This is a genomic window from Methylobacterium sp. UNCCL125 (assembly GCF_900116795.1).
In the GTDB taxonomy this organism is placed as follows: domain Bacteria; phylum Pseudomonadota; class Alphaproteobacteria; order Rhizobiales; family Beijerinckiaceae; genus Methylobacterium; species Methylobacterium fujisawaense.
This window is the reverse complement of record NZ_FPBW01000070.1, coordinates 1-8,287: the sequence shown is the minus strand read 5'-3', so window position 1 is coordinate 8,287 and position 8,287 is coordinate 1. Positions and strand designations below refer to the sequence as shown.

The 8,287-nt window shown below is 66.7% G+C and carries 10 protein-coding genes and 1 tRNA gene; 2 read left to right on the top strand and 9 right to left on the bottom strand.

The annotated features are described in order from the left end of the window. The coding region (locus BM396_RS31520) for a transposase (protein WP_139239607.1) at positions 1–334 on the top strand (334 nt) is incomplete at its 5' end. A 932-nt stretch (positions 335–1,266) separates the two neighbouring features. On the opposite strand, the gene BM396_RS31515 is transcribed toward BM396_RS31520, so the two are convergent. Beyond that, positions 1,267–2,613, bottom strand: coding sequence for a tyrosine-type recombinase/integrase (locus tag BM396_RS31515; protein WP_081948861.1), 1,347 nt, complete (start codon positions 2,611–2,613; stop codon positions 1,267–1,269). Between the two features lie 770 nt (positions 2,614–3,383). Here BM396_RS31515 and BM396_RS31510 point away from each other — a divergent pair. After that, entirely contained in the window at positions 3,384–3,917 is a 534-nt protein-coding gene (locus BM396_RS31510; protein WP_043388193.1) for an isochorismatase family protein, read from the top strand. Positions 3,918–3,972: 55 nt separating this feature from the next. Here BM396_RS31510 and BM396_RS31505 read toward each other — a convergent pair whose 3' ends face one another. The 8 genes from BM396_RS31505 to BM396_RS31470 form a co-directional block, all read right to left on the bottom strand. Beyond that, entirely contained in the window at positions 3,973–4,569 is a 597-nt protein-coding gene (locus tag BM396_RS31505; RefSeq protein WP_051044938.1) for a sigma-70 family RNA polymerase sigma factor, read from the bottom strand. Then, on the bottom strand, positions 4,566–4,826 hold the full coding sequence (locus BM396_RS31500) for a NepR family anti-sigma factor (protein ID WP_043388191.1): 261 nt from the start codon (positions 4,824–4,826) through the stop codon (positions 4,566–4,568). The genes BM396_RS31505 and BM396_RS31500 overlap by 4 nt, the downstream gene beginning before the upstream one ends. 513 nt (positions 4,827–5,339) lie before the next feature. Then, positions 5,340–5,414: transfer RNA gene (locus BM396_RS31495), tRNA-Thr, on the bottom strand. A gap of 73 nt (positions 5,415–5,487) precedes the next feature. Further along, positions 5,488–5,865 carry a hypothetical protein gene (locus tag BM396_RS31490; protein ID WP_043354364.1) on the bottom strand — a complete coding sequence of 126 codons (378 nt, stop codon included), beginning with the start codon at positions 5,863–5,865 and terminating at the stop codon, positions 5,488–5,490. 52 nt (positions 5,866–5,917) lie between these two features. Beyond that, a complete protein-coding gene (locus BM396_RS31485) occupies positions 5,918–6,250 on the bottom strand; it encodes a hypothetical protein (protein WP_043354363.1) in 333 nt (110 codons plus the stop codon). 121 nt (positions 6,251–6,371) lie between these two features. Beyond that, positions 6,372–6,737 carry a response regulator gene (locus BM396_RS31480; RefSeq protein ID WP_043354361.1) on the bottom strand — a complete coding sequence of 122 codons (366 nt, stop codon included), beginning with the start codon at positions 6,735–6,737 and terminating at the stop codon, positions 6,372–6,374. A 165-nt stretch (positions 6,738–6,902) separates the two neighbouring features. Next, positions 6,903–7,469, bottom strand: a complete 567-nt coding sequence (hpt, locus tag BM396_RS31475) for a hypoxanthine phosphoribosyltransferase (protein WP_043354359.1) — start codon at positions 7,467–7,469, stop codon at positions 6,903–6,905. Between the two features lie 152 nt (positions 7,470–7,621). Beyond that, positions 7,622–8,020, bottom strand: coding sequence for a hypothetical protein (locus tag BM396_RS31470; protein ID WP_043388189.1), 399 nt, complete (start codon positions 8,018–8,020; stop codon positions 7,622–7,624). Positions 8,021–8,287: the final 267 nt, after the last annotated feature.

Here is an 8,287-nt window from a genome sequence, read left to right as displayed (position 1 = left end):
CGCCGTTACGCTTACCATCGACATGCCGGAACTCGGCGAACTGGAAGGCAAGCAGGCCGCCAGCCTGGCCGGACTTGCTCCTGTCTCGCAACAATCAGGGCGATGGCAAGGCAAGGAGCGGATTCAAGGTGGGCGGGCCGCGCTACGCCAAGCGCTCTACTTTCCCGCCATCGTTGCCGCGCGCTTCAACGTGGACCTCAAGCTTATCTATGATCGGCTGACCGCCGCCGGAAAGCAGAAAAAGGTCGCTCTTGTGGCCATCATGCGCAGGCTCATCGTCATGGCAAACGCCCTCATCAGGGACAATCGGCCCTGGGCTCCAAACCACACTTGACCAACACGGATACTCAAGAGAGCTTTCGATCGATCTTGGGGAAGCCAGAACCCTCGTTCAGCGTGTCCCGCGTGCGGTGGTCGTTGTTGCAAACAGATCGAAGGCGGACTGGGAACAGTCAATCCGCGCCCATCAAGGGCAATTTCTTGTCGTTTCTCGCTTTGCGAACTCTGCGGGCAGGGAGGTCTTCGAGGTCGATGGTTCGTTGGCGGCAGCCAAAGAAAGCTTGGGATTCGGGGTTTACTCAGCGACTGATGTAATGCTGCGGTTCCTCGGGGACGTCAGCCTGCCGGACGGCCCCGTGCAGCTCGATATACTCGGAGTCTCGAGCCTTTGGAAAGTCTACAGAGATGCCCGATATACGTGGGTTTCGAAAGACGCCGGGCGACTTGATCTCAAAGACGGCACATACGTGCAGCTTATTCGCTCGATAGATGGGGCGATTACAATAAAAATATAGCTGTAAGTTTGCATGTTTGATGCGGCACGACATGAGCGGGCAAAGCATCTTGATTGCCGTGACCGTTATGAATCTGTGGCCGTTGCTTTCGCCGGAGCCGTTCTTGTCCGTGTTACAGCGGTCTGAAAGGGCGACGACTTCGTTTTAGATGGCCGCGCCGTGCTACTTGTCCCGCGCGGGACTGGGGCGGGGTGGGGGACGGATCCTTCGACGGCAAGCACGCCATCACGGCTCGGTTTAAGGTGAGCGTTGTTCAGACATATCTGACCACTCAGCCTGTCTCTCTCTCCCGGCGGATTTCAAGCCTGTCCGAGATCCGCATTAAGTAGCTCGAGCCCGACAAGCCCGACAGGGTTGGAAAGGGACCCTGCGCCGCGTGCGGCACAAGCTCGGCGAACACTCCCGTCCCAACCCGATCGGGACCATCTCTAGTCCGGGCTGTGGTTTCGAGAGCAGTCTCTGATCCGGCTGCCTAACTTGAGACAAGCGGTGATTTGATCTGCAAGGGCGACCGTTTTGATGCCCGCCGTGCCTTCATGCCCTTGGACCACGTATCGCTACGAATCGCGGCAAGAGTCTCGGCCCGTTTTCGAACAACATCCATCTGTTTCTCGGCGCAAGCCTCAACGTGGGTGGCCCATAGGTCCAAGGCCGCGCGACGCTCAGCTTCGTACTCGGCATGTTGATACCGCCCCATGATGCCGGGCATCGTGTGTGCCAGAATCTTGTCAGCGACATGAGGCGCGACGCCGAGCCCCACCATGCGAGTGGCCGTCGTATGGCGCAGATCGTGCCAACGCCATTCGGCAACGCCGCTGACAGCATCCACATGCTGCTTGATGTTGCTGAATCCGGACATCGGCGTACTTCCGGTGGTCGAGAGCACGAATGGGCACCCTGCCTGACGTGCAGCGCCATCTCGGATAGCCGCGAGGATGGCGCGGGCCGGAGCACTGAGATGGACCTCGTGACGCTTGCCGTTCTTCATGCGCTTGCCCGGCACCGACCACACGGTCAGGTCCGAGTTCAGCTCTGACCATTCCATATCAGCGACTTCATCCCGCCGCATGCCTGTCAGCATCAGGAGCTGCGCAAATGCGCCGGACGGATATGGGCGCAATGAGGCGGCGGCATACACGGCACCGAGCTCGGCATCTGACAGAACGCGATCGGGCTTCGCGACGGCCGGCCGGGGGACGCCGAGGAATGGATTCACTTCGAGCCGTCCGGTGTCTACTGCCCACCCGTATAGCGCCGAGCCGTACGCAAGCAGATTGCGGGCGGTTCCGCGCTTGCCGTCGCCCTGAAGCCGTTCTGATCGCGCGACGATCTGTTTGCGCGTTAGGTCGGCAGCCGGCGTGCCGAGGTAGTCGGCGAAGTCATGGTGCAGCACGTCCCGGATCGCCTTCACATAGGCCGCGCGCAGTTCGTCTGCTTTCAGCTTTTCCCACGCGCTGAGCAGGGCGCCGATCGTCAGCACGCCGTCCGCTGCCCCGTCCCGCTTGGCACGCTTCTCCGCCTTCGGGTCCTGCCCCCTGCTGCGGATGCCGTGCAGCAGTTCGTCTGCACGCTCGCGGGCAACGCCCACCCGCATATCGGGCCAAGTGCCGCCCGGAATCGCTATTCGTTGGCTTTTCCCATCAGGGGCGGTCCAACGCACATGGAATGTCTTCGTGCCGTTCTTCGTCACGTTGACCATGAGCCCACGACGCACGCTGTCAGCCACAAAGCGCGATGGCTTCGGTCCGGCGGCAGGATCCTTCGGGTCAACGGACGTGAGGCTCGCAAGGAAAGCCTCAGTGAGTTTAACGGGCGCCATGCGGCCTCAGACGACTATAAAACGACTAGGATCGTCCGAACCATGGCGAACCTTCACGAACAGGTCTTGCGCCGAAGTCTGCGTAAGTGCAAGCTCTAAATAAGATTTTTTCGTTGGCTTGTCGTACAGAGTCGCACCCTGTCGCACGTAAGCATTGTATTGTGGATCTGGGGGTCCCCCGTTCGAGCCGGGGCGGTGGTACCATTCATTCAGCTCGACAGCGCAAGGGGTTGGCGGATCGCCGGCCCCTTTTGCTTGGGGGGATGCGTCCGGCGCCTCCCGGATCCGGCGTTCTCGCCGGACGAGCGTCTCGGGACGACCGCACAGCTTGGGCGATCCCGACGGCCTTAGGCGTGGTTGGGCGCGGCGTGCGGGAGATCGTCCACCGTTCACCGCGGATGGCCTAGCGCGACGGCGGATGCGGGGCGAGCCGGCCCGGGATGGACGCCATGGTGCAGCGGCAGCAGCCCGGCCTCGCATCACCCTTGAGGCGCCCCAGGCCGTCGGGAGAGTGGGGGCGCGCCCCGCCCTCCGGCCGGCAGCGGTGGCGACCACAGCCCGCGTCGGATATCGCTCGTCCGATCGGCCTCGCGGGCGCGCCTGCCGGATCGGACGGGCGCCGGATCGCGCGCCCGTCGGCCCCGGTGAGCGGACGGCCGATGGTCCGGCATGCCCAATCCGGCAGGCAGGCAGCCGCAGCACCACATGAGCGGACCGGACGTCCGACCGAACCCGTTCCGGCGTGCGCGCCCCATGCGAGATCCGAACCGATGCCCCTGATCGATCCCGCTCGCTCGCTTCTCCTGATCATCGACTTTCAGGTCCGGCTGATGCCGGTGATCGCCGACGGAGCCGGAATCCTGGCCAATACGGGCCGCCTCGCCGCCGCCGCGCATCGCCTCGACGTCCCGATCCTGGTCACCGAGCAGAATGCCGGTGGCCTCGGCCCCACCGTGCCGGAACTGGCGCCCGAGCCCGGGACGGCCTTCCCCAAGATGAGCTTCAGTGCCACCCGGACGCCGGGCTTCCTCGAGCGGCTGCCCGCGGATCGGGACCTCGTGGTCACCGGCTGCGAGGCGCATATCTGCGTGCTGCAGACTGTTCTGGGGCTTCTCGAGGCCGGGCGCCGCGCCTGCGTGGTGTGCGATGCCGTGGGTTCGCGGCAGACGGAGAGCCGGGCGGCCGCGCTCACCCGGATGGCCGCCCACGGGGCCGAGATCGTCACCACCGAGATGGTGGTGTTCGAGTGGCTCGGCACGGCGCGCCACCCGCGGTTCCGCGAGATCATGACGCTCATCAAGTAGGCGCCGGCGCGGCTCCCGGCCCGCCGAGCCGGCATCCCCTTCGACGGTAAGCGGCCTAGGGACCGTCCAGGGCCGCACGGGTCTGCGCGTCGGGACCGATATCGTCGGCGCCGTTCATGCCCAGAACCTCGATCAGGCGCATCCGGGCGCGGCTGACCCGGCTCTTGATCGTGCCGACGGCGACGCCGCAGATCGCCGCGGCCTCCTCGTAGGTGAAGCTCTGAGCGCCGACCAGGACCAGCGCCTCGCGCTGAGCCGGCGGCAGACGGTTCAGCGCGCTCTGGAACTGCGCCATCTCCATCCGGATCTCCTGCTCCGGGAGGGCGCTGAGCCGCCCGGCATGCACGCCGTCGGCATCCTCAACCTCGCGCTTGCGCTTGCGCTGCTCGGAGTAGAACAGGTTCCGCAGGATCGTGAACAGCCACGCGGTCAGGTTGGTCCCGCGGCGGAAGCTGGCGGCGTTGATCCACGCGCGCACCAGCGTGTCCTGCACGAGATCGTCCGAGCGGTCGAGGTCGTAGGTCAGCGAGAACGCGAAGGCCCGCAGGGCCGGGATCGCGCCCAGAAGGAGGTCGCGCATCTCGGCATCGGCCCCGACGGGCGCCGGACCGGATCCGCTCCCCGCGGGGGCGGCTTGCAGCATCAGGGTCATTGCGAGGCCTCCGTGTCGGAGCAGGCGGCGAGGTCGTCGAGCAGCGTCCGGAGCCGGTCCGGAATCGGCAGCGCCAGCACCCCGGCGTAGTGCAGGCGCAGGCCGCGCCCGATCCGGTCCCGCGCCGCGCCGTCGATCAAACGACCGGGCGCACCGGCCCGCCGCGCCGGGCGCGGCCCGACCGCGGCGCATCCCTCGGTCGCATCCGGCGCTCCGGCGGAGCCCGCCCTCGCCCGATCGTCCTCGTTCCCTGACATGGTCGCGCCCCCTGCCGTGCCCGATGCGGCCCCGGAGGCCCGGCCTCCGCCGGACCGGTCTCGGCGCGGCGGAGACGCATCTCATCGCTGTCCGGCAGGGCTGGTAGGCGCGACGGATTTAATCGGCTCTGAACTGCGCATTCATCTAATTTTAATTATCAAATGGCCCAGCTTGGGCCGAATTTTCAGGATATATACTCAGTTACAATTCAGAAATACTTGTTTTCAGCTTGGCTGTACCGAGGATGCGCGGAGGCACCTGAACGGACGCTGACCGCGCTCCGGGCCGCCTGTCCGACCGGGCGCGGTCTCGCTCCTCCCGAAGCCGAACGGGCCGCGACCAGACCCGTCCTGGCGCGCCCCCGCGCGCGGGTCCGTCGACGGAAGACCCGGTCCCGGGATTCTTCCAGGGGGAGGCGATTCGAAGGGGCGATGTCCCGACCGCTGCGTGAGGAGAGCGGTCGCCGCGCTCCGGGAGCAGGCCCAACCCACTCTGATCGTGCGGAAAACGTCTGGTGCCGGTGGAGAGGATCGAACTCCCGACCTTCGGTTTACAAAACCGCTGCACTACCGCTGTGCTACACCGGCTCGCGAGACGCTTGCTACCAGCCGCCGTGCCGCCGCTCAACCCGAGGGGCGCGAAGAATTGCGGCGGCCCGCCTCATTGGCCCGAGCGGCGGATCAGGCGCTTGAAGCGCTGGTCCGCGGTATCGAGGCGGTCGGCGATGCCGCGGCGGATGCACTTCCCGACGGAATCGCCGGCGTAGAAGCCGACCGTCTGGTCCTGGTATCGGCAGGCCTGGATCGGCGGCCAGGCCACCACCCCCGCGACGACCAGGAGCACGACCAGGCTGTCGACGACGAGCCAGCCCTTCCAGCCGAGCCGGAGGCGGCGCCCCCGTTCGGGTGCCCGGCTCCCGCGGGGGGGACGGTTCGCCGCTTCGGGGCCGACCCGTGCCATGCGGGCGCGGAACTTCGCCTCCTCGAGGGCATCGGACGCACCTTCGGACGCGGCGGGAAGAAGCGGGCGGCTGGACATGGCGGACTCACGGGGAGCGGAGCAGAGCGCGGCGGCACGACACGCCGAAGGTTCAGTTGATGAGCCGCTTCAGGAGGGCGAGGTTGTCCTGGATCGAGAGGACGTTGCCGAGCATCTCGTTGCGGGCGCAGGCACCGGCCCCGACGAGGCCGAGCCAGCCCGCCGCCGGACGGCCGCTGCAATCGGCGAAGCTGCCATACAGGAACAGCGCCGCCGGCACCGCAAGGACGGAGATCTTGATCAGCGAAGACAGCCGCCCGAAAAAGCCCTTGCGTGCCCGCTGCGGCTCGTCCCGATCCGCCCGCCAGGTCGCATCGTCCGGCTCCCAGGCATAGCGGTCCGCTTGATAGGCTGCCGCGTCGATGTCCCGGTCCCGGCGATACATGGCGAGGGCGCACTCGGTCTGATCCAGTCGGGAGCAGACTGGCACGCCTTCGTGAAGCTCAACCTAAGGGAAATGTTTAAGTTCGTCTGAACGGGTGGACTGTCCCGCCGAGCCGGTCGCCTCAGGCCGCCAGCGCCCGCTTCACCGTGGCGCGCAGATCCGCCAGGGAGAAGGGCTTGGTCAGGACATCAGTGACGATGGCATCGAGCCCCCGCGCGCGCTCGCGCTGATCGGCGAAGCCGGTCATCAGCAGGATGGTCAGGTCGGGGAAATCGCGCTTGGCCGCCAGGGCCAGCGCGATGCCGTCCATGAGCGGCATGCGGATATCGGTGAGCATCAGATCGAAGCCGCCGTCGGCCTCGTTAAGGCGATCGAGCCCGTCACTGCCATCGCTGGCCGTGACGACCGCATGGCCGTCGATCTCCAGCCCCCGCTTGAGGAAGCCCCGGACGGTCTCTTCGTCATCCACCAGGAGGATGCGCGCCATGTGGTCCCGTGATCGTCCCCGAAGCCCGCGAGCGCCCCGTCGCGATGATGCGGACGCCCAAACGTCGACAGACACAGGCGAATTTGCCGCCTGTCAAGACGTCGCACGTCGAATCGTCAATCCTGCCGTGCAGCGCGGCGAAAATGCCGCGCCGCGGCGTCTCGGTCAGGCATCGAACAGATCCGGGCCGCCATCCCCGTAATCGACCACGCCCACGAAGGGCAACTGCCGAAAGGCGTGCGCGGCATCCATGCCGTAGCCGACGACGAAGACATCGGGGCAGACGAAGCCGACGAAATCCGCGTCGATCGTCACGGCGCGCTTGCCGGGCTTCTCCAGCAGCACCGCGGTGAGGACGCGCCGGGCGCCGCGGGCCATCAGCAGGTCCTTGGCGAAGACGACGGTGCGGCCCGATTCCAGGATATCGTCCACGAGCAGCACATCCCGCCCGCGCACCTCGCTCTGCACGTCGCGCAGGATCTCGACCTGACCGCTGGACACGGTCCCCGTACGGTAGCTCGACAGGTGCACGAACTCGACCTGCGGCGCGAGGCCGACCCGGTGGAGCGACCGGAGCAGGTCGGCCGCGAACATGAAGCTTCCCTTGAGCACGGCCACGACGAGGAGGTCCTCGGGCCCGGCAGCCAAAATCTCCTGGGCGAGTTCATCGTTGCGCCTGGCGATGGCCGCCTCGTCGAACAGGGTCCGGACGCGCCGTTCAGGGGTGCTCATCACTCGTATCCCGAAGCCCGTTCGCGGGACGGGATCCGCCACCGCACTGGAGAGGGTCTTAGCGTCCCGGGCGCCGTCGGGAAACTCCGGATCCGAAACGACGGCGGGCCGACATCAAGTCGCGCCCGCAGGACCCGCCGACGCCGGGAGCGTCAGGCCTCGGTTCCCTGCCGGAACGGGCGGAGCAGGCGGGTGAGCCGGCGCCGGCGCGGCGCGGCCGCGCCGGCATGCCGCTCGGCCGTCACGTCCGGCAAGGGCTCCGGTCGGGGCTCCGGTCCGGACTCCAGCCCGGACTCCAGCCCGGACTCCAGGTCCATCCCCTCCGGCGCCTCCGCGGGCTCGACATGCCGCACCTGTTCCAGGACGTCCGCCACGATGCGGGGAATGGGGCGCTCGTGCTCCTCCAGCAGCAGCGACGCGGTCCAGAGGCGGCTGGCATTCGCCAGCGGCAGCGTTCCCTGGGTCAGGCGCTCCATCAGCATCCGATCGGCCAGCGACGCCGCCAGCGCGCTCACGATCTCGAGTTGATCCTGCTGTGTCGTGCTGTTCATGGCAGTCTTCACGCTCAGACGATATTCAATTCATGCGGTCGAGAGCGTAGGCGGACAAATTTGGCAATTCTATAACCCACACCAGAACCGGGGAATGCCCGCGAACAAAACCGGAGGACAACGAAACGACACGCCTTCCGGTCCCCTGCAGGAGCTGGTGCGATGGGCGGTGCTGGCCTGAGCCGGCCTTGAGGCAGGTCAAGGCCGGGATCCGGATCGCGCCCCATCCTGGCGGTCCCGAACCCGGACCGGCACCCCGCCGACGAA